Source organism: Streptomyces sp. NPDC001851, from assembly GCF_040297165.1.
In the GTDB taxonomy this organism is placed as follows: Bacteria; Actinomycetota; Actinomycetes; order Streptomycetales; family Streptomycetaceae; genus Streptomyces.
Map to the genome: position 1 here is coordinate 124,265 of NZ_JBEOYR010000007.1, position 25,484 is coordinate 149,748.

The 25,484-nt window shown below is 72.3% G+C and carries 26 protein-coding genes and 1 tRNA gene; 15 read left to right on the forward strand and 12 right to left on the reverse strand.

The window, feature by feature from the left end:
• Positions 1–14 precede the first annotated feature (14 nt).
• Positions 15–911: a DMT family transporter gene (locus ABT171_RS12165; RefSeq protein ID WP_351242578.1), complete on the reverse strand. Its 897-nt coding sequence runs from the start codon at positions 909–911 to the stop codon at positions 15–17.
• Between the two features lie 360 nt (positions 912–1,271).
• On the opposite strand from ABT171_RS12165, the gene ABT171_RS12170 reads away from it, so the two are divergent.
• The 3 genes from ABT171_RS12170 (at position 1,272) to ABT171_RS12180 (ending at position 3,862) form a co-directional block, all read left to right on the forward strand.
• Complete coding sequence (locus tag ABT171_RS12170; RefSeq protein WP_351242580.1) at positions 1,272–2,405, forward strand: hypothetical protein; 1,134 nt, start codon at positions 1,272–1,274, stop codon at positions 2,403–2,405.
• Between the two features lie 118 nt (positions 2,406–2,523).
• Positions 2,524–3,252, forward strand: coding sequence for a molybdopterin-dependent oxidoreductase (locus ABT171_RS12175; protein ID WP_351242582.1), 729 nt, complete (start codon positions 2,524–2,526; stop codon positions 3,250–3,252).
• Positions 3,236–3,862: a cytochrome b/b6 domain-containing protein gene (locus ABT171_RS12180; protein ID WP_351242584.1), complete on the forward strand. Its 627-nt coding sequence runs from the start codon at positions 3,236–3,238 to the stop codon at positions 3,860–3,862. Before ABT171_RS12175 ends, ABT171_RS12180 begins: the two co-directional genes overlap by 17 nt.
• Positions 3,863–3,901: 39 nt before the next feature.
• On the opposite strand, the gene ABT171_RS12185 is transcribed toward ABT171_RS12180, so the two are convergent.
• Positions 3,902–5,299, reverse strand: coding sequence for a GntP family permease (locus ABT171_RS12185; protein WP_351242586.1), 1,398 nt, complete (start codon positions 5,297–5,299; stop codon positions 3,902–3,904).
• 39 nt (positions 5,300–5,338) lie between these two features.
• A complete protein-coding gene (locus ABT171_RS12190; RefSeq protein ID WP_351242587.1) occupies positions 5,339–5,857 on the reverse strand; it encodes a gluconokinase in 519 nt (172 codons plus the stop codon).
• Positions 5,858–5,998: 141 nt separating this feature from the next.
• Here ABT171_RS12190 and ABT171_RS12195 point away from each other — a divergent pair, with 141 nt between their 5' ends.
• Positions 5,999–6,700, forward strand: a complete 702-nt coding sequence (locus ABT171_RS12195) for a FadR/GntR family transcriptional regulator (protein WP_351242588.1) — start codon at positions 5,999–6,001, stop codon at positions 6,698–6,700.
• A gap of 5 nt (positions 6,701–6,705) precedes the next feature.
• Here the strand turns inward: ABT171_RS12195 and ABT171_RS12200 are convergent, their stop codons facing one another.
• A complete protein-coding gene (locus ABT171_RS12200; protein ID WP_351242589.1) occupies positions 6,706–7,080 on the reverse strand; it encodes a YchJ family protein in 375 nt (124 codons plus the stop codon).
• A gap of 86 nt (positions 7,081–7,166) precedes the next feature.
• Here ABT171_RS12200 and ABT171_RS12205 point away from each other — a divergent pair, with 86 nt between their 5' ends.
• Positions 7,167–7,481, forward strand: coding sequence for a dsRBD fold-containing protein (locus ABT171_RS12205; protein ID WP_351242591.1), 315 nt, complete (start codon positions 7,167–7,169; stop codon positions 7,479–7,481).
• A 6-nt stretch (positions 7,482–7,487) separates the two neighbouring features.
• On the opposite strand, the gene polX is transcribed toward ABT171_RS12205, so the two are convergent.
• The gene (gene polX / locus ABT171_RS12210; protein ID WP_351242593.1) at positions 7,488–9,209 is read right to left on the reverse strand and encodes a DNA polymerase/3'-5' exonuclease PolX; all 1,722 of its coding nucleotides are present in this window, start codon (positions 9,207–9,209) and stop codon (positions 7,488–7,490) included.
• A 63-nt stretch (positions 9,210–9,272) separates the two neighbouring features.
• A tRNA-Leu gene (locus ABT171_RS12215) sits at positions 9,273–9,360 on the reverse strand.
• A gap of 216 nt (positions 9,361–9,576) precedes the next feature.
• Here ABT171_RS12215 and ABT171_RS12220 point away from each other — a divergent pair.
• The 3 genes from ABT171_RS12220 (at position 9,577) to ABT171_RS12230 (ending at position 12,436) form a co-directional block, all read left to right on the forward strand.
• Positions 9,577–10,902, forward strand: coding sequence for a M20/M25/M40 family metallo-hydrolase (locus ABT171_RS12220; protein WP_351242595.1), 1,326 nt, complete (start codon positions 9,577–9,579; stop codon positions 10,900–10,902).
• A 146-nt stretch (positions 10,903–11,048) separates the two neighbouring features.
• Positions 11,049–11,282 (forward strand): chaplin ChpH, encoded by a 234-nt coding sequence (gene chpH / locus ABT171_RS12225; RefSeq protein ID WP_055703640.1) that lies wholly within the window; start codon positions 11,049–11,051, stop codon positions 11,280–11,282.
• Positions 11,283–11,434: 152 nt separating this feature from the next.
• Positions 11,435–12,436: a chaplin gene (locus ABT171_RS12230; protein WP_351242597.1), complete on the forward strand. Its 1,002-nt coding sequence runs from the start codon at positions 11,435–11,437 to the stop codon at positions 12,434–12,436.
• A gap of 83 nt (positions 12,437–12,519) precedes the next feature.
• On the opposite strand, the gene ABT171_RS12235 is transcribed toward ABT171_RS12230, so the two are convergent.
• Complete coding sequence (locus ABT171_RS12235) at positions 12,520–12,708, reverse strand: DUF5703 family protein (protein ID WP_014671721.1); 189 nt, start codon at positions 12,706–12,708, stop codon at positions 12,520–12,522.
• 47 nt (positions 12,709–12,755) lie between these two features.
• Between ABT171_RS12235 and ABT171_RS12240 the strand changes: the two genes are divergently transcribed.
• Entirely contained in the window at positions 12,756–13,463 is a 708-nt protein-coding gene (locus tag ABT171_RS12240; protein ID WP_351242599.1) for a hypothetical protein, read from the forward strand.
• Between the two features lie 48 nt (positions 13,464–13,511).
• Here the strand turns inward: ABT171_RS12240 and ABT171_RS12245 are convergent, their stop codons facing one another.
• Entirely contained in the window at positions 13,512–15,743 is a 2,232-nt protein-coding gene (locus tag ABT171_RS12245; RefSeq protein WP_351242601.1) for a helix-hairpin-helix domain-containing protein, read from the reverse strand.
• Complete coding sequence (locus ABT171_RS12250) at positions 15,740–16,723, reverse strand: aldo/keto reductase (RefSeq protein WP_351242603.1); 984 nt, start codon at positions 16,721–16,723, stop codon at positions 15,740–15,742. Before ABT171_RS12250 ends, ABT171_RS12245 begins: the two co-directional genes overlap by 4 nt.
• A gap of 143 nt (positions 16,724–16,866) precedes the next feature.
• Between ABT171_RS12250 and ABT171_RS12255 the strand changes: the two genes are divergently transcribed.
• Both ABT171_RS12255 and ABT171_RS12260 read left to right on the forward strand, forming a co-directional pair.
• Positions 16,867–17,922, forward strand: coding sequence for an LLM class F420-dependent oxidoreductase (locus ABT171_RS12255; RefSeq protein WP_351242605.1), 1,056 nt, complete (start codon positions 16,867–16,869; stop codon positions 17,920–17,922).
• Positions 17,923–18,089: 167 nt separating this feature from the next.
• Positions 18,090–18,878, forward strand: coding sequence for a ferritin-like domain-containing protein (locus tag ABT171_RS12260; RefSeq protein WP_351242607.1), 789 nt, complete (start codon positions 18,090–18,092; stop codon positions 18,876–18,878).
• 16 nt (positions 18,879–18,894) lie between these two features.
• On the opposite strand, the gene corA is transcribed toward ABT171_RS12260, so the two are convergent.
• Entirely contained in the window at positions 18,895–19,890 is a 996-nt protein-coding gene (gene corA, locus ABT171_RS12265) for a magnesium/cobalt transporter CorA (protein WP_351242609.1), read from the reverse strand.
• A 62-nt stretch (positions 19,891–19,952) separates the two neighbouring features.
• On the opposite strand from corA, the gene ABT171_RS12270 reads away from it, so the two are divergent.
• From ABT171_RS12270 to mshC, 4 genes are all read left to right on the forward strand, one after another.
• Positions 19,953–20,639: a histidine phosphatase family protein gene (locus ABT171_RS12270; RefSeq protein ID WP_351242611.1), complete on the forward strand. Its 687-nt coding sequence runs from the start codon at positions 19,953–19,955 to the stop codon at positions 20,637–20,639.
• 113 nt (positions 20,640–20,752) lie between these two features.
• A complete protein-coding gene (locus tag ABT171_RS12275) occupies positions 20,753–21,343 on the forward strand; it encodes a DUF3090 domain-containing protein (RefSeq protein ID WP_351242613.1) in 591 nt (196 codons plus the stop codon).
• Entirely contained in the window at positions 21,307–22,146 is an 840-nt protein-coding gene (locus ABT171_RS12280) for an SCO1664 family protein (RefSeq protein WP_351242615.1), read from the forward strand. The genes ABT171_RS12275 and ABT171_RS12280 overlap by 37 nt, the downstream gene beginning before the upstream one ends.
• Positions 22,147–22,245: 99 nt before the next feature.
• Positions 22,246–23,475, forward strand: coding sequence for a cysteine--1-D-myo-inosityl 2-amino-2-deoxy-alpha-D-glucopyranoside ligase (mshC, locus tag ABT171_RS12285; protein WP_351242617.1), 1,230 nt, complete (start codon positions 22,246–22,248; stop codon positions 23,473–23,475).
• Positions 23,476–23,634: 159 nt separating this feature from the next.
• On the opposite strand, the gene ABT171_RS12290 is transcribed toward mshC, so the two are convergent.
• Both ABT171_RS12290 and ABT171_RS12295 read right to left on the reverse strand, forming a co-directional pair.
• A complete protein-coding gene (locus ABT171_RS12290; RefSeq protein ID WP_351242619.1) occupies positions 23,635–24,555 on the reverse strand; it encodes a PAC2 family protein in 921 nt (306 codons plus the stop codon).
• A gap of 165 nt (positions 24,556–24,720) precedes the next feature.
• A complete protein-coding gene (locus tag ABT171_RS12295) occupies positions 24,721–25,392 on the reverse strand; it encodes a FadR/GntR family transcriptional regulator (protein WP_351242621.1) in 672 nt (223 codons plus the stop codon).
• Positions 25,393–25,484 lie beyond the last annotated feature (92 nt).

Sequence of the window (25,484 nt, forward strand, 5' to 3'; positions counted from 1 at the left end):
AACCAGGGGCCCGCTCAGCGCCGCTGCAGGTCCCGGGCCGACGCCTCCGCCTCCGTCGTGCCGCACGGCATGGCCGGGTGCAGCCCGAGCAGCATGATCCCCGCCACCACCGCCGCGAGCCCGGCCGCCTCCCAGGCCAGCGCCCCCGTGTCGGTGCGCAGCCGGTCGCCGAGGAATCCGACGCCGCACAGGATCCCGGCGAGCGGCTCGGCGGCCGTCAGCGCGGGCAGCGACATGCGCAGCGGGGCCGTCTCGAACGCGCTCTGCACCAGCACCAGCCCGGTGACCCCGCAGGCCAGCACGCCGTACGGCTGCCAGCCGGTGAACAGCTCGGTGAAGCCGCCCTCGGAGAAACGGGTGCCGCTCACCCGGGTCAACGCGTCCTGGACGCCGTACAGCAGCCCGGCGGCGGTGGCCAGCAGCACCGGGCCCCAGCTCAGCCGTGAGCGCTTGCCGTACGTCGTGAGCACCAGGGCCGCGCCCACCATCGCGCCGATGATCAGCCAGTGCCGCAGTGGATCGGCGATCGCATGGCCGCCGCGCGGCTCGCCCGCCATGATGAACGCGCTCACCCCGCCCGCGAGCAGCAGCAGCCCCGCCCAGCCCTGGCGGCCCAGGGGCTGTCTGGTCTGGTGCCGGGAGAGGGCCAGCGCGAACAGCAGGTTGGTCGCGAGCAGCGGTTCGACCAGGGAGATCTCGCCCTCGCCGAGGGCGATCGCGCCGAGCACCATGCCGGCCACCATCAGGCCGAGCCCGCCCAGCCAGCGCGGCACCCGCATCAGGTCGAGCAGCAGCCGGAAGGACAGGAAGTCGCTGAGCGGCGCCTTCTCCGCGGCGTTCTGCTGGAGGACGAATCCGAAGCCCAGACAGCAGGCCGCACTCACGGCGAGAAGGAGAACCAGAACGGACACGCTGCGTACCTCGATCATCCGGCCGGACCACGGGTGCGTAGTGGCCGACTGTAGCGCTCCCGGGACCACATGTACCCGGAAGTGCCCGGAACCGGGCGGTTGACTCGCCATGGTCCGTGGGGGAGCGGCCCGGCGCCATGGCGTACGCCACAGCCGTCCGCCCGGCGCCATGGCGTACGCCACAGCCGTCCGCCTGGACCCGGGCGACGCAACGGCCCACCTGCGCGGAGTCCGCCAAGTACCCAGCCCTCAAAGGTAGTTGAAGGGGTCAATCGTCTCGTTCCGCTTGACGCGACCCTTGGCTGGGGGTTTGCTGTGCGTGATCGGTCGATGGCAGCCCGAGAAACAGGAAGTCCCGCGGTGCCCTCTCTCCCCCCTGTGCTCGGCGTTCGCCGTACCCGCTCGGACCAGTCCGGTGACACCGCCCCGGACGGCTCCGGCGCCTTCGACGACGCCCTCGACGACGCCGAGCTGCACACCGCGCGCGCCGCCCTGGCCCAGGGCCGACGCCAGGCCGCCCGCTCCCTGCTGCTGCACACCGGTGACGACTGGGACCGCCGCGGCCACCGCCTCACCGTACTCGCCCGGGAACCGTACGCCGTGGCCTGGGCCGGCGAGTGGCTGCACGCCGAACCCGGCTCCGCCGACGCTGCCACGCTCTACGCCCTCGCCCAGGTCCAGCGCGCCCTGCGCGGCAAGGAGGATCCCGACCGGGCGCGCGACGCCTGCGCCGAAGCGGCCGCGCTCGCCCCCGCCGACCCCACCCCCTGGCTGGGGTTGCTCCAGCTGGCCCGCGCCCTCGGCCCGGAGCGCGAGGTGCTCGGCGCCTTCGCCGAGCTGAGCCGCCGCCACCCCGAACACCACCACGCCCACCATCTGCTCCTGGCCCGCCTGGCCGAACGGCCCTCCGGAGGCCGGGCGGCCGAGGACCACGAGGTGTACGACCTCGCCGAGCTGGCCGCCGCCGAGGCCCCGGCCGACTCCCCGCTCGCCCTCCTGCCGGTCGTCGCACTCGCCGAGCGGCACCGGGTGCTGGTGCCCCACCGGGCAACGCCCGCCCCGTCGCGACGGCCGGCACGCCCTCCCGCCGCACCGGCCGGAAGCCCGAGCACGTCGGGTACGAGGACTTCCAGCCGGCACGCCGGAACCACGCACCGGGCGCCGCTCCCCGACGGGCAACCGCTGCCTGCCGGGGCACCAGCCGCCGCCGGCCCGGCCCCCGCCGCCTGCGGACACTGGTCCGGCCCGAGGGCCCGCCGCATCCTGCGCGCCGGCTTCGACTGGTGGCTGGAGTGGGAGCACGACGAACACCCCCGCCGCCACATCGACCTCAACCACCTCGCCTTCGCCCTGTCCTGCGCCGGCCGCCCGGCCGAGGCGGCGGCCCTGTTCCAGCGCATCGGCCGGCACGCCACCCCGGCCCCCTGGTCCTTCGTCCACAGCGACCCCCTGGCGGCCTTCCGGGCGGCCCGCACCCGCGCACTGGGGCACTGAACAGCCGGGCCGGCCCAGCCGTATGGCTTTCCGAGACCGACGTGAGAACTGATTACGGAAGTCTGACCAGTGACCCGGTTCCCTGGCCCCACAAGGCCCCGAGTGCTCGAATGACAACGTGAACCCTGAACAGTCCGAGGACCAGCACGGCACACCCGTCGGCCGCCGCGTCTTCCTCGGCACCCTCGGCCTGGGCGCGCTCGGCATCGTCGCCGCGCCCGCGCTGCAACGCGGCATGGAGGGCTTCCTCGGCGCCGTCGCCGGCAAGGACCCCACCGGCCTGACCGGCCTGCTGCCCAACGGCGGCGGCTTCCGCTACTACTCCGTCGCCGCCTCCGTACCCCGCAAGAACGCCGCGGACTACCAGCTGAGGATCGACGGACTGGTGGACCGGCCGCGCACCTACACCCTCGCCGACCTGCGTGCCCTGCCGCAGACCCGGCTGGTCAAGGACGTCCAGTGCGTCACCGGCTGGCGGGTCCCCGGCACCCCCTTCGAAGGCGTCCGCCTCTCCCGTCTGCTGGACCTGGCCGGGGTGCGCGGCACCGCGAAGGCGATCCGCTTCACCTGCTTCGACGGCACCTACACCGAGAGCCTCACCCTCGCCCAGGCCCGCCGCCCCGACATCCTGGTCGCGCTGCGCATGCAGGACAAGGACATCTCCCACGATCACGGCGGCCCGGTCCGCCTCTACGTCGCCCCCATGTACTTCTACAAGTCGGCCAAGTGGCTCTCCGGCATCACGGTCACCGACCGGGTCGAACCCGGCTACTGGGAGCACCTCGGCTACGACGTCGACGCCTGGGTGGGCCGGTCGAACGGACGGACCGATGAGCCTACGAGCTGACACCCCGGCCCCGCCCGGCGCCCGCATCCGCCGCTTCGGCCCGGCCCAGCGCTGGGTGCACCGCACGACGGCCGCGCTGATGGGCGTCTGCGTGGTCACGGCGGCCGTCCTCTACATCCCCCAGCTGGCGATCATGGTCGGCCGCCGTGAACTGGTCGTCCGCGTCCACGAGTGCGCCGGGATCGCCCTCCCGGTGCCGGTGCTGCTCGGCCTCGCCTCCCGCGCCTTCCGCGCCGACCTGCGCTTCCTCAACCGGTTCGGCCCGCACGACCGCGTGTGGCTGTGGGCCGCGCTGAGCCGGGACAAGCGCCGCTCCTCCCGTCCGGCGGGCAAGTTCAACGCCGGCCAGAAGATCTACGCCGCGTGGATCGCCGGCGCCGCGCTGGTCATGCTCGGCACCGGCCTGATGATGTGGTTCACCCACCTCACGCCCCTGATGTGGCGCACGTCGGCGACCTTCGTGCACGACTGGCTCGCCCTGACCATCGGCGTGGTCCTGGCCGGCCACATCGGCATGGCCCTGGGCGACCCGGAGGCGAGACGGGGCCTGCGCACGGGAACGGTGAGCAGGGAGTGGGCCGAACGGGAACACCCCTTGTGGCGTGGGTGACCCGGCCCGGGTCACCGGGACATGCCGGCCGCAGACGCCCTAGACGACCAGGGAGAGAAGCAGGACCAGGCCGCCGGCGACCACCGAGATGATCGTCTCCAGCACCGACCAGGTCTTGACCGTCTGCCCGACACTCAGCCCGAAGTACTCCTTCACCAGCCAGAAACCGGCGTCGTTGACATGGCTGAAGAAGAGCGAGCCGGCACCGATCGCGAGGACCAGCAGGGCGGTGTGCGTGGTCGACATGTCGGCCGCGAGCGGAGCGACCAGGCCCGCCGCCGAGACCGTCGCCACCGTCGCCGAACCGGTCGCCAGCCGGATCGCGACCGCGATCAGCCAGGCCAGCAGCAGCGCCGGTATCGACCAGTCCCTGGAGATGTCCAGGATCATCCGGCCCACGCCGCAGTCGATCAGCGTCTGCTTGAAGCCGCCGCCCGCGCCGACGATCAACAGGATGCCGGCGATGGGCACCAGGCCCTTCTCGACGGTCTGCTGGAGCCGCTCCTTGCTGAAGCCGGCCGGCCGGCCCAGCGTGAAGAAGCCGACGATCACTGCGGCGAGCAGCGCGATCAGCGGGGAGCCGACGACGTCGAAGACCCGCTGGGTCTTGTCGGCCGGGTCGTCGACGACGATGTCCACCAGCGCCTTCGCCAGCATCAGCACCACCGGCAGCAGCACCGTCGCCAGCGTCGTGCCGAAGCGGGGGCGGCGCTCCAGCTCGTCCGACGCGCGCTGCGGCAGCATCCGGTCGGGGGCGGGGACGTCCACCCAGCGGGCGGCGACCCTGGAGAACAGCGGACCCGCGATGACCACCGTCGGTATGGCGACCAGGATGCCGAGCGCCAGGGTCACGCCCAGGTTCGCCTTGACCGCGTCGATCGCGACCAGCGGGCCCGGATGCGGCGGGATCAGACCGTGCATCACGGACAGACCGGCCAGGGCCGGGACGCCGATGCGCATCAGGGAGTAGTTGCCGCGCTTGGCGACCATCAGCACGACCGGGATCAGCAGCACGATGCCGACCTCGAAGAACAGCGGCAGACCGATCACGGACGCGATCAGCACCATCGCCCAGGGCATCGCACGGCCCCCGGCCCTGGCGAGGATCGTGTCGACGATCTGGTCCGCACCACCGGAGTCGGCGAGCAGCTTGCCCAGGATCGCCCCGAGCGCGATCAGGACACCCACGCCGGCCACGGTGGAGCCGAGCCCGGTGGTGAAACTGGTGATGGCCTTGTCGAGCGGCGCCCCCGCGGCCGCCCCGAGCGCCAGCGACCCGACGGTCAGCGCCAGGAAGGCGTGGAGCTTGAACTTGGTGATGAGCAGGACGATCACGGCGATGCCCACCAGGACGGCGAGGCCCAGCTGGGCGTGTCCGGCGGAGGTGATCGGCGGAGGCGCGTCCGCTGCCAGCATCTCGACGCTGAGTCTGGTCACGGGGATTCCCTTGTGGTGACGGGGGACGGGGATGAGGTGTTACTCGGATGCGAGGGCAAGCGAGTCCAGCGCCCGCACGGCACGCTCGGTGATCTCCTGCGGGCTGCCGCTGACGTCCACGGCGACTCCCGCCTCGTCCGGCTCCAGCGGCTGCAGGGTGGCGAACTGGGAGTCCAGCAGCGCGGTCGGCATGAAGTGCCCCCGGCGCTGCGTCATCCGGTCCTCGATCAGCTTCCGGTCGCCCGTCAGGTGCACGAACACGACTCCGGGCGCGGCGGCCCTGAGCCGGTCGCGGTACGACCGCTTCAGCGCCGAGCTGCTGACCACCCCGCCCAGCCCCGCCCGCCCGTGCGCCCAGTGGCCGATGGCGTCCAGCCAGGGCCACCGGTCGGCGTCGTCGAGCGGGATGCCGGCCGACATCTTGTCGATGCTGGCCTGGGGGTGGAAGTCGTCGCCCTCGGCGTACGGGACGCCCAGCCGCGCGGCGAGCAGCGGACCGATCGTGGTCTTGCCCGTCCCCGCGACGCCCATCACGACGACGACCTGGGGGGTTCGCATGTACTGCCTCGCTGTCTTCCTCGACATCCGACGCCACGGCGGCGTCGCCACACTGAAACCCATTAGGTACGACGAATTCAAGAGCCTGTGACATATAAGTCTGACTTTATGGCTCCGTGATCCACGCCGTACGCTGAGTGCATGACCACACCGGGCCGGGGGCTGCACGGCCATGTACTGGACACCCTCGGCCCCGCGATCACCGCGGGCGAGTACCCGCCGGGCAGCGTGCTGCGCACGGACGAACTCGCACAGCACTTCGAGGTGTCACGCTCCGTGATGCGCGAGGCGGTCCGTGTGCTGGAGTCCATGCACCTCGTCGAGTCCCGCCGCAGGGTCGGCGTGACCGTCCGGCCGAAGGCCGAGTGGAACGTCTACGACCCCCAGGTCATCCGCTGGCGTCTGGCGGGCGCCGACCGTCCGCACCAGCTCCGCTCGCTGACCGTGCTGCGCTCGGCCGTCGAACCGGTCGCGGCCGGCCTCGCCGCCCGGCACGCGACGGCGGAGCAGTGTGCGCGGCTCACCGAGTGCGCGCTCGGCATGGTGGCCAACTCGCGCGGCCACAGGCTGCAGGAGTACCTGGTCCACGACATCGCCTTCCACCGGGTCGTCCTCGCCGCCTCGGGCAACGAGATGTTCGCCCGGCTCGGCGACGTCGTCGCGGAGGTCCTCGCCGGCCGCACCCATCACGAGGTCATGTTCGAGGACCCCGACCCGGCGGCCGTCACCCTGCACGTGCGGGTCGCGGAGGCGGTCCGCGCGGGCGACGCGGTCCGCGCGGAGGAACTGACCAGGGAGATCACCGTGGGCGCCCTCCAGGAACTGGACATCCTGGCGCCCTAGCAGGATCACTCCAGGAAGTCCCCGTCCACGTACACCCACGCGCCGTCGACCCGCTCGAAGCGGCTCCGCTCATGCAGCGAACCGCCCCGGTAGGACGCCCGGAAGGTCACCGTGCCCGTGGTGTGGAAGGCGGACCCGCCGGTGGCATCCAGGATCTCCAGGCCCGTCCACTTCATGCGGGGGTCCAGGTCCAGCTGCTCGGGCCGGGTCCGCGGATGCCAGGTGCGCAGCAGATACCCCGCGTCCCCCGTCACGAACGCGCTGTACCGCGACCGCATCAGCACCTCGGCGGTCGGCGCGGCGGCGGTCCCCGCATGGAAACGGCCGCAGCAGGCGTCGTAGGGCCGGGGGAGTCCGCAGGGGCAGGCGCGCGAGGTCATGGCCCACATTCTGCCCGTACCAGGGGAGGCGTCGACGGGGGGCCGGGTGCACAGTGGAAGGGCAGCGCAGCCCAGGGAGGCGCACGATGAACCGACGTCCCGCCAGCCATCCCCCGGCCATCAAGGAATGGCGGCTGAACCTGTACCTCTCCGAGCACGACCCCGACACCACCGCCCGGATCATCCTGGACACCGGCGACAACGTCCTGGAGAGCCACGCGGAGGCCCGCAGGAACCCGTACGACCCGGATGTGCCGGACATCGGCGACGAACTCGCCGCCGGCCGGGCGCTCATCGCGATGGGCCGGAGGCTGCTGCGCGCCGCCGACGGGGACATCAAGGCGGTGGGAGCGGCCGACACGGAGGAGGACCTGTCACCCCTGTGGATGGACCGGGAATGACGCCCCTCACCGCCCCTTGCGCAGGAAGCGGCGCAGCCTCGTCAGCGGCCAGGTGTTGATCACATCGTCCCGGGTGAGCCAGCCGCGCTGCGCGGTGCCCACCCCGTAGCGCAGCTGCGCCAGGTGCGGGATGGAGTGCGCGTCGGTGTTCACCGCGAACTTCACCCCGTGCTCCCTGGCGCGCAGGATGTCCTCGTCGCGCAGGTCGAGGCGGTCCGGCTGGGCGTTGACCTCCAGCGCGGTGCCGGTGCGCGCGCACGCCGCGAACACCTCGTCCCAGTCGGCGTCGACGCCCGGCCGCTTGCCGATCAGCCGGGTCGTCGGGTGCCCGATGACATTGACGTACGGGTTCTCGCAGGCCCGCACCAGCCGCCGGGTCATCGCCTCCCGGCCCAGGTCGAAGTGCGAGTGCAGCGAGGCCACGCACAGGTCGAAACCGGCCAGGAACTCGCCCGGCCAGTCCACGTCGCCCTCGGGGTCGATGTTGAGTTCCGTGCCGTGCAGCAGCCGCATCCGGCGGTGGGCGCCGTCCAGCTCCCGCAGCCGCTCCCGCTGGGCGAGGATCTTCTCCTCGGTCATGCGCTGCATGTACAGGTTGGGCGCGTGGTCGGTGACCGCGTAGTACGCGTAACCGCGCTCGGCCGCCGCCGCCACCATCTCCTCCAGCGGGGCCAGGCCGTCCGTGAGGTCGGTGTGGGTGTGCAGGTCGCCGCGGACGTCCTTCTCGGTCACCACCTCGGGCAGCTCGCCGTGCAGGGCCGCCTCGACCTCCCCGCGGTCCTCCCGCAGCGTCGGCGCGATCCACGGCAGCCCGAGCCGGGCGTACACCTCCTCCTCGGTACGGGAGGCCAGCGAGTCCCCGCGCTCCGCGTCGAACAGGCCGTACTCGGAGAGCTTCAGGCCCTGGTGCACGGCGATGGTGCGGGTGCGGATGTTGTGCCCCTTGGAGCCGGTGAAGTACTGCATCGCGGCACCCCACGACTCCGGCGGCACCACCCGCAGATCCACCTGGAGTCCCTTGGCCGTGCGCACCGACGTCTTCTTCGAGCCCCGTGCGACGACCTCCGCGGTGGCCGGCAGCTCGCACAGCGCCGCCATGAAGGGCTCCGACCGCTTCGCCGCGACCAGGACGTCCAGGTCGCCGACGGTCTCCCGCATCCGGCGCAGCGAACCGGCGTAGCCGCAGCGCTTGCAGCCGGTCACCCCCGACAGCTCGGCGACGATCTGCTCGGCGGTGTCCAGGGCCAGCGACAGCGGCACCCGGGCGCCCGCCCGCTGCAGCAGCTCGATACCGTGCCGGATGTTGTCCTGCGTCTTCTCGCCGAAGCCCTTCAGATCGGCCAGCGCGTCCGCCTCGATCGCCGCGGCCAGCTCGCTCACCGACGAGATGTGCAGGTCCTCGTAGAGCCGCAGCGCCTTCTTCGGGCCCAGCGTGGGGATCGTGATCAGCTCCCGGACCCCGGCGGGGATCTTCGCCCGGCGCTCCTCGACCACCGCCATCTTCCCGGTGCGCAGGTACTCGGCCACCTTGTCGGCGATCGACCGGCCCACGTTCGGGATCTCCCTCAGCCCGCTCGCGTCCAGCTTCGCGATGTCGGCCGGATACCCGCCGATGGCACGCGCCGCCTTCTCGTAGGCGCGCGCCTTGAAGGCGTCGCCTCCCGTGATCGCGATGAGGTCCGCGTACTCCTGAAGGAGCGCCTCGACCTCCTCATTGGGCCGGGCCACCCCTCAAGTGTGGAACCCGGCCGCGTGGAGAAGCAAAAGGCCCCTGCTGAGCAGGGGCCTCGCTGGTGTCCGAGGGGGGACTTGAACCCCCACGCCCGATAAAGGGCACTAGCACCTCAAGCTAGCGCGTCTGCCATTCCGCCACCCGGACAAGGTGTCTGTCGTGCGGGGGAGCCCTTTCGGCGGGGTTTCCCTCGCGGCGACGAAGGAAACATTACCAGGCTTTCCGGGGTGTCTGATCACCCCCCGGCCGTGCGGCCGGTCGCGCGTGAACGGTCTGTGACGGGCCGGGACCGGTCTTGGGCCGCGGGCGGGGGAGAGGGAGGATGAGGAGGACCACCAGCAGCGACAGCGCGGGAGGAAGCACGTGAGCGAGACGGACACGGCCAGGGGCGTCACCGGCGAGGACGAGGTCGTGGACCTCTGCCGCGAGCTGATCCGGTTCGACACCAGCAACTACGGCGACCACTCCGGACCCGGCGAGCGGCACGCCGCCGAGTGGGTGGCCGAGAAGCTCGCCGAGGTCGGGCTGGAGCCGAAGATCTACGAGTCGCACCCGGGCCGCGCCTCGACGGTCGCCCGCATCGAGGGCGAGGACCCGTCCCGGCCCGCGCTGCTGATCCACGGCCACCTGGACGTCGTGCCGGCCAACGCGGACGACTGGACCCACCACCCGTTCTCCGGCGAGGTGGCCGACGGGTGCGTGTGGGGGCGCGGGGCCGTCGACATGAAGGACATGGACGCCATGACCCTCGCGGTCGTGCGGGACCGGCTCAGGAGCGGGCGGCGGCCCCCGCGGGATATCGTGGTCGCCTTCCTCGCCGACGAGGAGGCCGGCGGCACCTACGGCGCCCGCCACCTGGTCGACCGTCACCCCGGGCTGTTCGAGGGCGTCACCGAGGCGATCAGCGAGGTCGGCGGCTTCTCCTTCACGGTGAACGAGCAGCGCCGGCTCTACCTGATCCAGACGGCCGAGAAGGGCATGCACTGGATGAAGCTGACCGTGGCCGGCACCGCCGGGCACGGCTCCATGATCCACCGGGACAACGCCATCACCGAGCTGTCCGAGGCCGTGGCCCGGGTCGGCCGGCACAGGTTCCCGGTACGGGTCACCAAGACCACCCGGGCCTTCCTCGACGAACTGGGCGACGCGCTCGGCACCGAGCTGGACCCGGAGGACATGGAGTCCACCCTCGCCAAGCTCGGCGGCATCGCCAAGCTGATCGGCGCGACGCTGAGCAACACCGCCAACCCCACCCAGCTGAACGCCGGATACAAGGTCAACGTCATCCCGGGCGAGGCCACCGCGCACATCGACGGACGGTTCCTGCCGGGCTACGAGGAGGAGTTCCTCGCCGACCTCGACCGGCTGCTCGGACCGAACGTCCGCCGCGAGGACGTGCACGCGGACAAGGCCGTCGAGACCGGCTTCGACGGGGCGCTGGTCGAGGCCATGCAGTCCGCGCTGCTCGCCGAGGACCCGACCGCCAAGGCGATCCCCTACATGCTCTCCGGCGGCACCGACGCCAAGTCCTTCGACGACCTCGGCATCCGCGGCTTCGGCTTCGCCCCGCTGAAGCTGCCGCCGGAGCTGGACTTCGCCGGCATGTTCCACGGCGTGGACGAGCGGGTGCCGGTCGACGGGCTGCGGTTCGGGGTGCGCGTGCTGGACCGGTTCATCGACGCGTCGTGAGGTCCTGGGCCGAGGTATTCGGCCTCCCGTACGAGACCGACTGGAACGGGTGAATGCGACGATCGGTTCGTAGCTTCATTAGTTCCTCCTCGTTACAGGTGATGTGACTCCGCACCTTGGAGTCGCTTTGCCAACAAGGAGGAATAATGATCAAGAAGGTCGTCGCTGCTGCGGCTGCCACCGGTGGGCTGGTTCTCGCGGGCGCGGGCCTCGCTGTCGCCGACGCCGGAGCCCAGGGTGCCGCCGTGCACTCCCCGGGTGTCGTCTCCGGCAACGTCGTTCAGGTGCCCGTGCACGTCCCGGTGAACGTCTGCGGCAACACGGTCAACGTGATCGGGCTCCTGAACCCCGCCTTCGGCAACACCTGCATCAACAAGTGACGACGACCTCCTGAGGGGGGCGTCATTTTCGAGCCGTCGGCCCCGGAGCGCGCGCCATGCGCTCCGGGGCCGACCGGCCTCTTGCGCGGAGTCATCATCCGCGAGGTCGCAATCGCGAGGCACAGCAGGATCGAAGGCAGGGGAAAATCAGAATGCGACAGGGCACCCGCAAGGGCCTGATGACGATGGCTGCGGCCACCGGTGTGATCGCCGCCGCGAGCGGCTATGCCCACGCCGACGCGGGCGCGGCCGGCGCCGCCGCCGGCTCACCCGGCGTACTGTCCGGCAACACGGTGCAGGTGCCGGTGCACGCGCCGGTGAACGTCTGCGGCAACACCGTGAACGTCATCGGGCTGCTCAACCCGGCCGCGGGCAACTCATGCGCCAACCACGGCGGCGCTTCCGGGGGACACGGCGGCTCCGGCGGCTCGCACGCGAGCGGCCGTTCCGTCGGCTCGCCCGGTGTCGGGTCCGGTAACACGGTGCAGGCGCCGATCGACGCCCCGGTGAACGTCTGCGGCAACACCGTGAACGTCGTCGGAGTCGGCAACGACGCCGCGGGCAACACCTGCGTCAACGAGGGCGGCGGCTCCGGTGTACACGGCGGCTCGCACGCGGGCGGCCACACCGGCGGTTCTCCGGGCGTCGGTTCCGGCAACACGGTGCAGGTGCCGATCGACGTCCCGGTGAACGTGTGCGGCAACAGCGTGAACGTCGTCGGAGTCGGCAACGACGCCGCGGGCAACGACTGCGCCAACGGCGGTGGCGGCGACCACACCCAGCCGCCCGGACAGCCGGGTCAGCCGGGCCACCCCGGTCACCCGGGCCACCCCGGTCACCCGGGCCACCCCGGTCACCCGGGCCACCCCGGTCACCCGGGACACCCCGGCCACCCCGGTCACCCGGGACACCCCGGTCAGCCGGGCCATCCGGGAAGCCCGACGACCCCGCCCGGCAAGGGCGGTCACACGCCCCACGGGCCTCACGGGTCCACCCAGGTCACGCAGCACGGCGGCCGCTCCGGTCAGCCGCTGACCAACGACCAGCTCGCGCACACCGGCAGTGAGCTGCCGCTGGACCTCGTGCTGCCGGTCGGCGCGGGCGCCCTGCTCGCGGGCGCGGTGCTCTACCGCAAGGCGCGGGCCACGGCGTAGCCGGAAGCCCCGGCCGGGGATGCAGTGAACGGAGCGGGCCCCGCCATGTCAGACGGGGCCCGCTCCGGTTCAGGTCGCCGGCATCACCACGTGGCACGCACCTGGCGGATGATCCGCCGGCGCAACCGCACCCTGCGGCTGCCGTCGCGCAACAGGCTCAGTCGGTCCAACTCCCAGTGTCCGTACTCGGCATGGTCGGTCAGCAGACGCGTCGCCTCCTTGCGGGACACCCCGCGAGGTACGTACACGTCGACAAATTCGTATTCCGGCATCGCATCTATTGTGCGGGCTGGGGCCCGGTACGGATAGCGTCTGCACTATGTCTGATGCTGCGCAGCCCACCGCTGCCGAGGTACGCGCCGCCGCCGAGGCGGTCAAGACCGCGCTCGACCGTCATCTGGCCGCGGTCGAACGCAGGTCGGGAGACGACGACCCGGCCGTCCTGGAGGCGTTCAACCAGCTGGCCGCGGCCGCCGAGGCGTACGACGAGCTGCTCTACGACCGCTACGACGAGGTCACGCCCTTCGAGATCCCCGGTGCGGAGGAGCTGCCGCCGTACGCGGGCCCCGAGGAACCCCACGCGATCAGCGTGCTGATCCGCCGCGACTACGCCGTGGCGGAACCCCAGCGGCTGCTGGCGCAGGCCCAGCGGGTCGAGGCGGCGGAGTACTCGGCCGCCGGTGGTCTGGCCGAGGATGCCGCCGGTACGGTTCCGGGGGCGCTCGGCATCCTGTTCGGCGAGTTCGAGCCGGACGAGATCGCGTCCCGGCACAAGGAGTTCGGCCTGGAGGAGGGCGACTCCACGCTCTGGGTCACCGCCGCGGACGAGACGCCCGAGGCCGGGGAGTGGCTGGAGACGCCGTTCGAGCACGTCGATCCGCAGCAGGTCGTGTGCCGGTTCGATGTCAGCGCCGTCTTCGACGAGGACGAAGAGGACGACGAGGACGCGGACGAGGACGAGGAGCTGGAGTACGTCGAGGACGAGGTCGAGGACGAGGGTCTGGAGCCGCTGGACACCGAGAAGTGAGCGGGGCCGGCGGTGCCGTGGCGCCTGGGGCCGGCACCGCCAGGGTGCTCAGCTCGTCGGTACCTGCGTGCGCAGAAGTGTCTGCAGGCGGGTCGTCCGGGGCTTGGCCGGGGTTTCCGCCACCGCCTTCGGCAGGGCCTGTTCCACACCGTGGACCACGGACAGATGCCGCTCCGCCCGGCCGAACGCCGTGTACACCCAGGGCCTGCTGAGGGCCTGCGCCGCATCGCCGGGCAGCACCACGACCGCCGCCGGCCAGCGGGCGCCCACCGCCTGGTGCGCGGTCAGTGCCCAGCCGTGCCGTACGGTGCCCTCCACCTGTTCGCGCGGTACGACCACCGGGGCTTGCGCACACGACAGGTGCAGCCCGTCCGCGTCGGCCTTCACGACCACGCCCGGGACCGTACGGCCCGGAGCGGGGGAGTAGGCGATCCGGTCGCCGGGGTCGAAGCCGCCGAAGCGGCCGGGTCCGGGGTTGAGGCGTTCCTTCAGCGCGGAGTTGAGGGCGCGGGTGCCTGCGGCGCCGCCGTGTCCCGGGGTGATGACCACGGTCTGGTCGGCCGGGACACCGATCACCCGCGGCACCGAGTCCGCGACCAGCTGGACCGTCCGGTGCACGGCCTCCCCCGCGTCCCGCACCGGCACGATGACGATCTCCTTGCCCGGAGCGGCCACCTGGTTCAGCTCGCCGATGCCGATGCCCGAGACCAGCTCGCCGATCGGTCCCGGGTCGGGGACACGGGAGACGATCTGCGGGCAGACACGGGCGGCGAGCAGATCGGCGAAGACCCGCCCCGGACCGGCCGACCACAGCACCGCCGGGTCGCCGCTGAGCACCAGCCGGGCCCCGTCGGGCAGCGACTCCACCAGCATCGCGGCGCTCTCCACGTCGAGTTGCGGGGCGTCCAGCACGATCAGCAGGTCCAGTTCCAGCGCGCCGTCCGCGTCCCGGCCCGGTCCCTCGGCGCCGGACAGCAGACCGGCGACCGTGCCCACGCCCTGCTCCGCCGGGTCCGTGCCGGGATGGGCGGCGGGCCGGTGGGGGCCGTCGGGCGTGGCGCCGGCGTCCGTCTCCGCGCGGTGCTGTGCCGGGTCCGCGCCGGACGGGGCGGCGGCGAGGTGGCGGCGGCCGCAGGGCGTGTGACAGACGGCGAACGCCCGCAGGCCCGCGGCGCGGGCCGCACCGAGCAGCGCGGCCGGTTCGGCGCGGGCCGCCTCCCCGCCGGTGTGCAGCACCAGGCCGTGCCCGGCGGCAGCGCGGACCAGCTCGGCAGCCCCGCCGGAGACCGACTCGGCGGCGGTCCGCCAGGCCTGCTCGGTCTCCTTGGACAACGAGTTGACCAGTCGGGCCAGACCGTCGGCGAGGCTCTCCTCGGCCAGCGCGTACCGCTCCAGGCCGACGAGGACCCGCACCGGCCGCTCCTGCTCCTCCTCCTCGGTCTCCTGGGGCGCCGGGGCGCCGGCCTCTCCCTCCAGGGCGTCCTGGAACGCCAGCGCCTCGCCCTCCGCGAGCGTGCCCTGCACCGCCGCGTCCGGGTCCGGCACGCCCTGCCGGCCCAGCGCCGCGGTGAGCGCGGGCAGGTCCAGCGCGGTGTGCCCGGCCAGGGCCGCCTGCTCCAGCAGCCACACCGTGACCGCACGGCCCCGCCGCTCGTCGCCGGGGCCGCAGGCGGCGCCGAGCAGCGCGCGGGCGAAGCCGTCGGCCTGCTCGGGCCGTACCCCGCTGATCCGCAGCAACTGCCAGGGGTCCGCGCGGAGTACCGCGTCGGCTCCCTCGCCGAGCGCCGCGGCCACCTGCGCGGCGAGAGCCTCGGGCGCACCGCCCTCGGCCAGCACCCGGCGGACTCCCTCCACCGTGTGCGGTGCCGGAGCGGCGGGCGCGGCGGCGGCCGGGGCGGGCGCGGGCCGCGGCCGGTGCACGGGCTCCGGGGCGGGTCGGCGCGGGGCCGGCGCGGGCTCGGCGAACACCGTGGCCACCGGCTTCTCGCCGCTCTCCACGGCCCGCACCGCCGCGAGCAGGTCGGCGGCCTTGCCGCTGAGCTTCGTGCCGCTCTGGACCGGGCCCTTCTTCTCGGCCTTGCGCCGCTCGATCCGCTCCCGCTCGATCCGCTGCGCGGCCAACTCGGCCTCCGCCTCGGACAACCGGGCCGCGTCCGCGCCGTCCGCACCGCCGTCGCCGTCCGCACGGCTTTCCGCGGGCGCGGTGTCCCGGTCCGGGGTCTCGGGTGTGTCCGGCGTCCCCGGCCCGGCTTCCTCCGTGGTCTCCGGCTCCGTGCTCACAGCGTGCTCCAGTCGTGATCGGGATAGCGGTGCACGGGCGCCGACACATCGTCCAGCGCCCTGCAGATCTCGTCAGGAAGACTAAGGGCCTCCACTGACAATGCGGCCGTGAGCTGCTGCGCGGTGCGCGCTCCGACGATCGGCGCGGCCACACCGGGCCGGTCCCGGACCCAGGCGAGGGCCACCTGGAGCGGGGTGACGGCGAGCCCGTCGGCGGCGGTCGTCACCGCGTCCACGATGCGGGTGGCCGTGTCGTCCAGATACGGCTCCACGAACGGGGCCAGGTGCTCGGAGGCGCCGCGCGAGTCCGGGGGAGTGGTGTGCCGGTACTTGCCGGTGAGCACGCCCCGGCCGAGGGGGGAGGAGGGCAGCAGGCCCACGCCGAGGTCCAGCGCGGCGGGCAGCACCTCGCGCTCCACGCCCCGCTGCAGCAGCGAGTACTCCATCTGCGTGCTGGCCAGCCGGGTTCTCGTGCCGGGCGCCGCGAGCTGCCAGGTGGCCGCCTTCGCCAGCTGCCAGCCGCAGAAGTTGGAGACGCCGGCGTAGCGGGCGCGGCCGCTGCTCACCGCAAGGTCGAGGGCCTGGAGCGTCTCCTCCAGCGGGGTGCCGGGGTCGTAGGCGTGGACGTGCCACAGGTCGACGTGGTCCGTGCCCAGGCGGGCCAGGGACGCGTCGAGTGCGGCGAGCAGATGGCCGCGGGAACCGTCGAAGCGGCGGTCGGGGTCGGGGACGCTGCCCGCCTTGGTGGAGATCACCAGGTCCCGGCGTGGCACCAGGCCGTCCATCAGCTGCCCGAGCAGATACTCCGCCTCTCCGTCGCCGTACACGTCGGCGGTGTCGACGAGGCTTCCGCCGGCTTCCCAGAACGTCTTCAGCATGTCCGCGGCGTCGTGCTCGTCGGTGTCCCGGCCCCAGGTGAGGGTGCCGAGCCCGATGCGGGACACGCGCAGGCCGGTACGGCCGAGATGCCTCTGCTCCATGCGGGCGAGATTACTGGCCATGACCGCTGCGGTGGGTTGCCTGTGGACAACCGACCTGGACGCCGGCGCCCGGTGCCGCTGCTGCGTATCCACGCTAAGGTCACCCCGACAGCGACGTTACTCACGGGTAAGGGGATTCGGCCATGCAGCTCGGGATCAACCTCGGTTACTGGGGTGCCGGAATGGACGGGGACAATCTGGCCGTGGCCCAGGAGGCCGACCGGCTGGGCTTCTCCGTGTGCTGGGCCGCCGAGGCCTACGGCTCCGACGCGGCGACGGTGCTGTCCTGGGTCGCCGCCCAGACCGACCGCATCGACGTCGGCTCGGCCATCTTCCAGATCCCGGCCCGCCAGCCCGCGATGACCGCGATGACGGCCGCGACGCTCGACTCGCTGTCCGGCGGCCGCTTCCGGCTCGGGCTCGGGGTGTCCGGCCCACAGGTCTCCGAGGGCTGGTACGGCGTCAAGTTCGACAAGCCGCTGGCCCGCACCCGTGAGTACGTGGAGATCGTACGGAAGGCCATGACGCGGGAGCGGCTGACGTACGAGGGCGAGCACTGGACGCTGCCGCTGCCCGGCGGCCCGGGCAAGCCGATCAAGCTGACCGTGCACCCGCAGCGCGAGCACATCCCGCTGTACATCGCCGCGATCGGCCCGAAGAACCTGGAGCAGACCGGTGAGATCGCCGACGGCGCCCTGCTGATCTTCCCCGCCGCCGAACACCTGGAGGAGACCACCCTGAAGTACCTGCGCGCGGGGCGCGAGAAGGCCGGCCGCACCCTCGACGGGTTCGACGTGTGCCCGACCCTGCCGATCGCCGTCGGCGACGACAAGGACGTGGCCCGCCTCGCGGACACCTTCCGCCCCTACACCGCGCTGTACGTCGGCGGCATGGGCAGCGCCAAGCAGAACTTCTACAACCAGCTCGCCCAGCGCATGGGATACGAGAAGGAAGCCGCCGAGATCCAGCAGAAGTACCTGTCCGGCGACAAGCAGGGCGCCGCGGCCGCGGTCCCGCAGGACCTCATCGACAAGACGACACTGCTGGGCTCCGTGGACCGTATCGCCGACCGGATGCGGGCCTACGCCGCCGCCGGTGTCACCACGCTCAGCCTGAACCCGGCCGGGTTCACCCTGGAGGAACGGATCGCCTCCCTGCGGGCCGGCAGCGAGGCCCTGGAACGCGCCGGTCTGGCCTAGGGGATTCCAGCGGCCGTGGTGGGGGCTCGGGGGGTCTTCCCCGCCACGGCCGTCACCGGGAACAACGCGCCCGGCGCCGCGCGGTTACGACGCTCGTGTTCCGTCTTCCGGTCGAGCGGAGGCCGACAGCTGTTGCGACCCTTTTCCGTTCGCACTTGACTCGTTTCATGCTTTCGGCCAAGAGTCTGTTCCAGGAGATCCTCGACAACGACGAGTCGTTCCGGCTCTTCTGTTCCATCGCCGCCGGCGGGGAGTCCCAGGGCGGCTGGGAGAACGGACGGATCGCCGCGCTGGTACCGCGGAGCGAACGCGCGCTGGCCCCGAAGATCGCCCGCCACGGCGCCGACGAGGACAAGCACGGACGCATCTTCACCGCCCTGCTCAAGAAGCGCGGGCTCACCCCCGTCGCCGTACCGCCCGAGACGGACTACACCATGCTCCTGGAGCGGCGCGGCATCGGCCTCGCCCACGACAGGCTCAGGCGGGACGAGCCGCTCACCGTGCCGGACATCATCGTCTACCTCGCCCACAGCCGGGTCACCGAACAGCGGGCCGCCGACCAGATGGTGATGCTCCTCCGGGACTTCGCCGACCACCCGGAGATCGGCAGGGCCGTCCGCATGATCTCCCACGACGAGGACAACCACCTCGCCTACACCCACGAGGAACTGCTGCGGTTCGCCGCCGCCGGGCACGGCCGGCTGATCCGGCGCACCCTGCGCACGTGCGCCCTGGCCGAGATCCGCGTCCACCGGGACGTCGGCCTCGCCGTGATGGCCCGCATGGGCCGCATCCTGGGCTGGTCCAGGGCCAAGCGCGCGCTGCTCGCGGCCGGCATGCGGGCGGCGTACGCCTATGAGCGCCTCGGCGGCTGGCGGCGCATGGTCAGCCTGCGCATGCCCGAGCGCCGCGACGCCCTCGGCGGCCCCGCCACCCCCGCCCCCGAGTTCGCCTGAGCCGCGGAAGACGGCCTCACAGCCAGCCGCGCCCCTTGAACAGCCGGTACAGCAGCACCTCCAGTGCGGCCATCACCAGGATCACCGCCGGATACGACCACATCCAGTGCAGCTCCGGCATGTGGTCGAAGTTCATGCCGTAGATCCCCGCGATCATCGTGGGGACCGCGGCCATCGCCGCCCAGGCGGAGATCTTCCGCATGTCGTCGTTCTGCCGCACGCTCATCTGCGCCAGATGAGCCGACAGGACGTCGGACACCAGCCGGTCCAGGGCCTCCACGGACTCGTTCACCCGCATGAGGTGGTCGCCCACGTCGCGGAAGAACGGGCGGGCCTTGTCGTGCACGAAGGGCACCCCGCCGCCGAACTGTCCCGTGGCCGCCAGCCGGGTCAGCGGCAGCGCCAGCGGACCGGTGGCCCGGCGGAACTCCAGGACCTGCCGTTTGAAGCCGTAGATCCGGGACGCGGTGTGGCGCGAGCCGCCGCCCTCCGGCCGGAACACCTCCGCCTCCAGCTCCTCCAGATCGGTGCCCAGCTCCGTCGCCACCTCCAGATAGTGGTCGACGACGGCGTCGGCGACCGCGTACAGCACGGCGGTCGGGCCCTTGTCGAGCATCTCCGGCTCCTCCTCCAGCCGGCGCCGCACGGCCGCCAGCGGCGAGATCTCGCCGTGGCGGACGGTGACCACGAAACAGTCGCCGATGAAGACCATGATCTCGCCGGCCGAGACGGTGTCGCTCTTCGTCTCGTACGCAACCGGTTTCAGCACCATGAACAGCGAGTCGTCGTACACCTCCAGCTTGGGTCGCTGATGCGCGTTCAGGGCGTCCTCGACCGCCAGCGGATGCAGCGCGAACTCCTGGGTGACCAGGTCGAACTCCCGCTCGGACGGCTCGTACAGGCCGATCCACACGAACCCGCCCTCGGCCCGCGCCTCGGCGAGCGCGTCGGACAGGTCCTCCGGGCCCTCGGTGCGCAGCCCGTGCCGGTAGATGGCGCAGTCGACGATCACGGAGCGCATTCTCCCTTCGTCCGGTCCCCGGTGCATGTGCTGATACGCCTACCCTGGGCCGCATGCCCACGCTGATCCTCGTCAGGCACGGACGTTCCACCGCCAACACTTCCGGGGTGCTCGCCGGGTGGACGCCAGGCGTCGCCCTGGACGAGCGCGGCGCCGCCCAGGCCGCCGCGCTGCCCGCACGGCTCGCCGCACTGCCGGTCTCAGAGGTCGTCACCAGTCCCCTCCAGCGCTGCCAGGAGACCGTACGGCCGCTGCTGGAGGCCCGCCCGGGCCTGCGCGTCCACACCGAAGAGCGGATCGGGGAGTGCCACTACGGCGACTGGTCCGGCCGCAAGCTGGCCGAGCTGAAGGACGAGCCGCTGATGGAGGTAGTGCAGGCCCACCCGTCGGCCGCCGCCTTCCCCGGCGGTGAGTCCCTGCGCGCCATGCAGACCCGCGCGGCCGAGGCCGTACGCGAGTGGAACGCGCGCGTGGAGCGCGATCACGGCGCCGACGCCGTCTACCTCATGTGCTCCCACGGTGACATCATCAAATCCCTGGTCGCCGATGCCCTCGGACTCCATCTCGACCTCTTCCAGCGCATCTCCGTGGAACCGTGTTCCGTCACCGCGATCCGCTACACCCGCCTGCGGCCGTTTCTCGTTCGCCTCGGCGACACCGGCGATTTCGCTTCGCTCGCCCCACGCGAGGATCCTGGTGAGGGTGACGCACCGGTCGGGGGTGGTGCGGGCGCACCGTGATCGTCGGCCGCAGTAGGGTGAAGCGGTCCGCACCGTCGCCCCTCACGTGACGGCCCGCACCGCCGCAACCCTCGACCCCCATTCGCCGAACTCACTCTCAATGGAGACAGGACGTGTCCCGTCAGGTGTTCCTCTACGACCCGCCGGACCGCTTCGTGGCCGGCACGGTCGGACTGCCCGGACGCCGTACGTTCTTCCTCCAGGCCACCGCAGGCTCCCGGGTGACCAGCGTGGCTCTGGAGAAGACCCAGGTGGCCGCGCTCGCCGAGCGCATGGACGAACTGCTCGACGAGGTCGTACGGCGTAGTGGCGGCAGCGCCGCCGTCCCCGCCGTGGCACCCACCGAGATCGCCGACACCGCCCCGCTGGAAACCCCCATCGAGGAGGAGTTCCGCGTCGGCACCATGGCGCTGGCCTGGGACGGCGAGGAACAGCGCATGATCGTCGAGGCGCAGGCTCTCGTGGAGCTGGACGCCGACACCGAGGAAGACCTCGCCGAGGCCGAGGAGCGGCTGCTCCAGGACGAGGAGAACGGGCCCCCGATGCTGCGGGTCCGGCTGACCGGCGCGCAGGCCAGGGCCTTCGCCAAGCGCGCCCTCGACGTCGTCAACGCCGGGCGGCCGCCGTGCCCGCTGTGCAGCCTCCCGCTCGATCCGGAAGGACACGTATGTCCGCGCCAGAACGGATACCGCCGCGGAGCGTGACGCCCACCGACGCCGCAGCCGACTCGGCCGTCGCCGAGCTGCTCGTACGGGGTGAGCTGACCGTACGCGGCCGGATCCGCGAGGCGTCCAACGCCGCGCTGTTCTGCACCGTCGCCCTCGACGGACAGGAAGCCTCCTGCATCTACAAGCCGGTGGCCGGGGAGCGCCCGCTGTGGGACTTCCCCGACGGCACCCTGGCCGGCCGCGAGGTGGCCGCCTACGAGGTCTCCGAGGCCACCGGCTGGGGGCTCGTCCCCCCGACCGTGCTGCGCGACGGGCCCTACGGCGAGGGCATGTGCCAGCTGTGGATCGACGTGCAGGCCGACGCGGAACTGCTCGCCCTCGTCGACGCGGAGGAACCGGAGCCGGGCTGGAAGGCGATCGGCCTCGCCGACGTCGGCGAGGGCCGCACCGCGCTCCTCGTGCACGCCGACGACGAGCGGCTGCGCCGGCTCGCCGTCCTCGACGCGGTGATCAACAACGCCGACCGCAAGGGCGGCCATCTGCTGCCCACCACCGACGGCCGGCTCTACGGCATCGACCACGGCGTCACCTTCAACATCGAGAACAAGCTGCGCACCCTGTTGTGGGGCTGGGCCGGGGAGCCACTGACCGCCGAGGCCGTCGACGTCCTCCAGGAGCTGCGGGAAGCCCTCGGCGGGCCGCTGGGCGAGCGGTTGAGCGGACTGATCACCCCCGCCGAGGTCGACGCCACCCGCGCGCGTGTCGGCGCACTGCTCACCACGGGAGTGCACCCGGAGCCCAGCGGGGAGTGGCCGGCCGTCCCCTGGCCGCCCGTGTAGGCAGCAGCACATCGGCCGCGGATGTACAAGAGCGCAGAACCGGCCATCCGACGCGATCCCATTCGTATACGCGGCTGTCGGCCGGTTAGGCTCATGTACATGCATGCCTGGCCCGCTTCCGAGGTCCCCGCCCTGCCTGGTCAGGGCCGCGACCTGAGGATCCACGACACCGCGACCGGCGGCCTCGTCACCCTCGACCCCGGTCCCGTCGCCCGTATCTACGTCTGCGGCATCACCCCGTACGACGCGACCCACCTGGGTCACGCGGCGACCTACAACGCGTTCGACCTCGTTCAGCGCGTGTGGCTCGACACCAAGCGGCAGGTTCACTACGTCCAGAACGTCACCGACGTCGACGATCCGCTGCTGGAGCGCGCGGAGCGGGACGGCGTCGACTGGGTCGCCCTCGCGGAGCAGCAGACGGCCCTCTTCCGCGAGGACATGACCGCCCTGCGGCTGCTCCCGCCCCAGCACTACATAGGCGCCGTCGAGGCGATACCCGGCATCGTCCCGCTCGTGGAGCGGCTGCGCGACCTCGGCGCGGCCTACGAGCTGGAGGGCGACATCTACTTCTCCGTCGAGTCCGACCCGAACTTCGGCAAGGTCTCGAACCTGGACGCGGCCGCCATGCGGCTGCTGTCCGCCGAGCGCGGCGGCGACCCGGACCGCCCGGGCAAGAAGAACCCGCTGGACCCGATGCTGTGGATGGCGGCCCGCGAGGGCGAGCCCAGCTGGGACGGCGCCTCCCTCGGCCCCGGCCGCCCCGGCTGGCACATCGAGTGCGTGGCCATCGCCCTGGACCACTTCGGCATGGGCTTCGACGTCCAGGGCGGCGGCTCCGACCTCGCCTTCCCGCACCACGAGATGGGCGCCTCGCACGCCCAGGTGCTCACCGGCGAGTTCCCCATGGCCAAGGCCTACGTCCACGCCGGCATGGTCGCCCTGCACGGCGAGAAGATGTCCAAGTCCAAGGGCAACCTGGTCTTCGTCTCCCGGCTCCGCCGGGACGGCGTCGACCCCGCCGCCATCCGCCTTTCCCTGCTGGCCCACCACTACCGCGCTGACTGGGAGTGGACCGACCAGGTCCTCCAGGACGCCGTCAGCCGCCTCGGCCGCTGGCGCGCGGCCGTCTCCCGCCCCGACGGCCCCTCCGCCGACGCCCTGGTCGAGGAGATCCGCGAGGCCCTGTCCCACGACCTGGACGCCCCGGCCGCGCTTGCTGCGGTGGACCGCTGGGCGGCCCGGCAGGAGCAGGAGGGCGGCACGGACACCGGGGCGCCGGGCCTCGTGACGCGCGCGGTGGACGCGCTGCTCGGGGTGGCGCTCTGAGCACCGCGAGGGGGAGCGCCCCGTAGGGCGCGGGGAACGGCGCGACCGGCCACGACGGGCCCGCGGCCGTGCCACGGCCCGAAGGGCCACCCCCTGGCGCATCGGCAACAGGCAGAAGGGGCGGTTCCCGGACAGGGGAACCGCCCCTTCTGCGTACGCTCAGTCCTCCGAGCCGTCCTCGTCATCCTCCCTGGGCCCGCCGCCACCCGCCGGAGGCCTCTGCTTACCGCCCGGAGGACCCCCGTCCCGGCGCCGCAGATACCGCTCGAACTCGCGGGCGATCGCCTCACCCGACGCCTCCGGCAGCTCCGCGGTGTCCCGGGCCTCCTCCAGCGTCTGGACGTACTCGGCGACCTCGCTGTCCTCCGCCGCCAGCTGGTCCACACCGACCTGCCAGGCCCGCGCGTCCTCGGGCAGCTCACCCTGCGGGATCCGCAGGTCCAGCAGGTCCTCCAGCCGGTTCAGCAGCGCCAGCGTGGCCTTCGGGTTGGGCGGCTGGGAGACGTAGTGCGGTACGGCCGCCCACAGCGACACCGCCGGGACGCCGGCGTGCGTGCACGCCTCCTGCAGGACGCCGACGATGCCCGTCGGACCCTCGTACTTGGTCTCCTCCAGGTCCATGCGCTGCGCCAGGTCCGGGTCCGACGTCACCCCGCTGACCGGCACCGGACGCGTGTGCGGGGTGTCACCGAGCAGCGCGCCCAGGATGACCACCAGCTCCACGCCCAGCTCGTGCGCGAAGCCGAGCAGCTCGTTGCAGAACGAGCGCCAGCGCATGGACGGTTCGATGCCGCGGACCAGCACCAGGTCGCGCGGCTTCTCGCCGCCGACGCGGACCACCGACAGCCGGGTCGTCGGCCAAGTGATCTTTCGCACTCCGCCGTCCATGAACACCGTGGGCCGGTTCACCTGGAAGTCGTAGTAGTCCTCGGCGTCCAGCGCCGCGAACACCTCGCCCTTCCACTCGCGTTCCAGGTGCGCGACCGCCGTGGAGGCGGCGTCGCCGGCATCGTTCCAGCCCTCGAACGCGGCCACCATGACTGGGTCGATCAGCTCGGGAACCCCCTCCAGCTCGATCACCCAGTGCCTCCTTCCGACGTGCCCTCGCTTGACTCACCAACCTTACGGCGTCCGGCGGGGGCGCCCGCAGCCCCCTGCGTGGGGGAGTGAACGGATCACTGCCCCGTTCGCCACCGGGGAACACCCCCCGTCAACAGGGAGCCGGGGCCGCTGCGCACAGGCTTTTCACAGGGTGCTGCGCAACCACTGTTCCACGCTCGCGATGTGCACGGTGGCCCAGGAGCGGGCCGCCTCCGCGTCCCGGTCGCGCAGCGCGGCGACGATCGCCCGGTGCTCGCGCAGGGTGCGGCCGACGGCGTCCTCCTGGGTGAGGCCCCGCCAGATCCGGGCCCGCGTGGTCGGCCCCGACAGCCCGTCCAGCAGCGAGCACAGCACCGAGTTGCCGGCGCCGCGCACGATGCCGCGATGGAACTCCAGGTCGGCGGCGACCAGTTCCTCCACCGAGGGTTCGTCACCCAGCGCGTCCAACTGAGCGGCCAGGGCGTCCAGTTGCTGCTCGCTGATCCGCAAGGCCGCCATCGCCGTCGCGGCCGGCTCCAGGATCCTGCGCACCTCCAGGAACTCCAGCACGGTGTCGTCGCGGTGGAAGTCCACGACGAAACTCATCGCCTCCAGCAGCAGTTGCGGGTCGAGGCTGGTGACGTACGTGCCGTCGCCCTGGCGCACGTCCAGGATCCGGATCAGCGACAGGGCCCGCACGGCCTCCCGCAGCGAGTTCCGCGACAACCCGAGCTCGGCGGCCAGCTCGCTCTCCCTGGGCAACCGGTCCCCGGGCCGCAGCGCACCGGAGACGATCATGCCCTTGATCTTCTCGATCGCCTCGTCGGTGACTGCCATGCCCGGCCTCCTGTCGCCCGCCCCATGCCCCAGACATCGGATGTCTCAGCACATTATGCGGTCGGCGCGCAACGCCCCCGGGCAGGCGGGAG

What these genes read in the sequence shown, in the direction of transcription:
- ABT171_RS12180 (WP_351242584.1), top strand. Translation starts at nt 3,236, where the DNA reads ATGAGCCTACGAGCTGACACCCCGGCCCCGCCCGGCGCCCGCATCCGC.
- ABT171_RS12190 (WP_351242587.1), bottom strand. Translation starts at nt 5,857, where the DNA reads ATGCGAACCCCCCAGGTCGTCGTCGTGATGGGCGTCGCGGGGACGGGC.
- ABT171_RS12195 (WP_351242588.1), top strand. Translation starts at nt 5,999, where the DNA reads ATGACCACACCGGGCCGGGGGCTGCACGGCCATGTACTGGACACCCTC.
- ABT171_RS12200 (WP_351242589.1), bottom strand. Translation starts at nt 7,080, where the DNA reads ATGACCTCGCGCGCCTGCCCCTGCGGACTCCCCCGGCCCTACGACGCC.
- ABT171_RS12205 (WP_351242591.1), top strand. Translation starts at nt 7,167, where the DNA reads ATGAACCGACGTCCCGCCAGCCATCCCCCGGCCATCAAGGAATGGCGG.
- chpH (WP_055703640.1), top strand. Translation starts at nt 11,049, where the DNA reads ATGATCAAGAAGGTCGTCGCTGCTGCGGCTGCCACCGGTGGGCTGGTT.
- ABT171_RS12230 (WP_351242597.1), top strand. Translation starts at nt 11,435, where the DNA reads ATGCGACAGGGCACCCGCAAGGGCCTGATGACGATGGCTGCGGCCACC.
- ABT171_RS12235 (WP_014671721.1), bottom strand. Translation starts at nt 12,708, where the DNA reads ATGCCGGAATACGAATTTGTCGACGTGTACGTACCTCGCGGGGTGTCC.
- ABT171_RS12240 (WP_351242599.1), top strand. Translation starts at nt 12,756, where the DNA reads ATGTCTGATGCTGCGCAGCCCACCGCTGCCGAGGTACGCGCCGCCGCC.
- ABT171_RS12250 (WP_351242603.1), bottom strand. Translation starts at nt 16,723, where the DNA reads ATGGAGCAGAGGCATCTCGGCCGTACCGGCCTGCGCGTGTCCCGCATC.
- ABT171_RS12255 (WP_351242605.1), top strand. Translation starts at nt 16,867, where the DNA reads ATGCAGCTCGGGATCAACCTCGGTTACTGGGGTGCCGGAATGGACGGG.
- ABT171_RS12260 (WP_351242607.1), top strand. Translation starts at nt 18,090, where the DNA reads ATGCTTTCGGCCAAGAGTCTGTTCCAGGAGATCCTCGACAACGACGAG.
- ABT171_RS12270 (WP_351242611.1), top strand. Translation starts at nt 19,953, where the DNA reads ATGCCCACGCTGATCCTCGTCAGGCACGGACGTTCCACCGCCAACACT.
- ABT171_RS12280 (WP_351242615.1), top strand. Translation starts at nt 21,307, where the DNA reads ATGTCCGCGCCAGAACGGATACCGCCGCGGAGCGTGACGCCCACCGAC.
- mshC (WP_351242617.1), top strand. Translation starts at nt 22,246, where the DNA reads ATGCATGCCTGGCCCGCTTCCGAGGTCCCCGCCCTGCCTGGTCAGGGC.
- ABT171_RS12295 (WP_351242621.1), bottom strand. Translation starts at nt 25,392, where the DNA reads ATGGCAGTCACCGACGAGGCGATCGAGAAGATCAAGGGCATGATCGTC.